We start from the raw sequence: 1,959 nt of genomic DNA on the forward strand, positions 1-1,959 counted from the left end.
GGGACTCCTCCGCAACATTGTTGATTGGTGCTGGCGATCCAACCGTTGTGGATGCGTTTCGCACTGCATACCCCGGCGCTCTCGACCTTGATGCGGAGAATCGTTCGCGGGGCTAGCGGCGGACAACATGGTTTTTACGCTAGTCCCTTCGGGATCACCTTCGCTCTTTGGCAACGTACGTTCGCATTGGTACAATCTCTATTAATTCAGAGTCAACCGCTTCGTTCACGGCGGTGACGTAAAAACCTTCCGTTGTGTGTCATAGGCTCGAATGATTGACGCTGTAATCTTTGACCTGTTCGGCACGCTAATTCATCTGCCACGCGACACGAATCCATACCTCCAGCTCTGTCGTGCAATCGGTGATTCCACTCGAATTCGCGATTCTCTTGTCGTCGACGCTCCAACATTAGCTGACTTTTGCGACCATCTCGACGTTTCTCATCCGCAAAACCTTACTGACATCCAGCGTGATCTTGATGCTGACGTCGACAATGCGGCTCGGTTCGCTGATTCGCTTCCTGCTTTGCAATCGCTCCGTGATCGTGGACTGCGAACCGCACTGATATCGAATCTTGCCTCTCCGTACAAACGCGCTGTTGACCTCCTTAACCTCGAACCACTCTTCGACACAATTCTGTATTCCTGCGATGTCGGACTCGCGAAACCTAATCCTGATATCTACCGCCATGCACTCTCAAAACTCAACACAACTGCAGAATCTACACTGATGGTTGGCGACAGCCAACGATCAGACGTGGATGGGCCGATGGCGGTCGGCATTCGTGGGTTTCTGATCGACCGAAATGGACAATCTTCTGGCGATTCGGTCTTGCGGGCGTTGACCGATGTCACGTCCTATCTGGGTTCATGACACACAACATGGTTTTTACGCTAGGCCTTCGGCACACCGCTGTCGTTTGTTCGAGCCGCCCTCCGTTGGTACAATTTCCGGTAGTTCGGGCATCGTTCGCTTCGTTCAGGGCGGTGTCGTAAAAACCTTCCGTTAGGCGTCCGCAGATTGGCCGAAAATCCATACGAATCCCCGGCGGATGCTTTACTGATGATTTCGCGGCAGCGCTCGTTTCGACGCTACGCCATTGCTTCCGCGTTGTCCGTCGCTTTCTGGTTGATTGCGACTGCATTGCTGTTCCTGCTTGGCGTTCTGACATTGGCGGACGGCAACGTGTCGGTTGAATACACAACTCAACCGTCGAATACTTCTCCGCTTGGCGACCCGACGATTTCAACACACCTCTTTTACGTCAATACACTCGGTGCGGTCGTGCTTTGGTGCATCGCGGTTGCGCTGACACTTGCAACCGTCAATGGTTGGATCACGTTTCGGCGGGGCAAAGCGGACGCCTAACATGGTTTTTACGCAAGGGCCTTCGGCACACCTTCCATATTTGGCGACGGGGGCTGGCCTTGGTGCAATCTTTAGTAGTTCAGACATCGTTCGCTTCGTTCAGGGCGGTGTCGTAAAAACCTTCCGTTGTCGGGACGAGGCCGTTTGGTGATGCTCGAATCCGAGCCTATCTCTGGTGAAAAGCGATCTGTGTTTACGGAGATCGTTTACGAACTTCGGCGCCGCGCCTTGGACGGCGTCGGTTTGCTTGACCTCATTGCATACACAGCGCGTGAACTCGGCGGACCAAACCCTGACCTCGAATCCGTGGTGCGGATTGGGCCCGACGGCACGTCTTCCGGGTTGCGATTGGCGCTTATCCTTTACCTCAACGACGCGTTTGGTGTCGTGTCTGGCGGGGTATCGCCCGCCAAGGGCGTCCCGTATCGTGCCTTGAACCTGATGGTGACACATACACGACCACAAACACTAATGACGCACTGACTGTTTCAAACCTAATCGAAAACAATCGCGAATTGTGGTGCGACAAACTTGGCGACTAGTGGGATGGATACTTGGTTGCCACTTCATCGCCCGACAACATGGTTTTT

The 1,959-nt window shown here is 53.8% G+C and carries 3 protein-coding genes; all 3 read left to right on the forward strand.

Annotated features, from left to right (window positions below; genetic code table 11):
* Positions 1-271: 271 nt before the first annotated feature.
* Positions 272-874 (forward strand): HAD family hydrolase, encoded by a 603-nt coding sequence (locus RMSM_RS16620; protein WP_008698562.1) that lies wholly within the window; start codon positions 272-274, stop codon positions 872-874.
* A 189-nt stretch (positions 875-1,063) separates the two neighbouring features.
* Complete coding sequence (locus RMSM_RS16625; RefSeq protein ID WP_008698564.1) at positions 1,064-1,369, forward strand: hypothetical protein; 306 nt, start codon at positions 1,064-1,066, stop codon at positions 1,367-1,369.
* Positions 1,370-1,516: 147 nt separating this feature from the next.
* Positions 1,517-1,852: a hypothetical protein gene (locus RMSM_RS16630; RefSeq protein WP_144057714.1), complete on the forward strand. Its 336-nt coding sequence runs from the start codon at positions 1,517-1,519 to the stop codon at positions 1,850-1,852.
* The last annotated feature ends 107 nt before the right edge of the window (positions 1,853-1,959 follow it).

Origin of the sequence: Rhodopirellula maiorica SM1, from assembly GCF_000346295.1 — a bacterium.
Classification (GTDB): domain Bacteria; phylum Planctomycetota; class Planctomycetia; order Pirellulales; family Pirellulaceae; genus Novipirellula; species Novipirellula maiorica.

Coding starts and splice junctions, on each gene's coding strand:
- RMSM_RS16620 (WP_008698562.1), top strand. CDS start 272: ATGATTGACGCTGTAATCTTTGACCTGTTCGGCACGCTAATTCATCTG.
- RMSM_RS16625 (WP_008698564.1), top strand. CDS start 1,064: ATGATTTCGCGGCAGCGCTCGTTTCGACGCTACGCCATTGCTTCCGCG.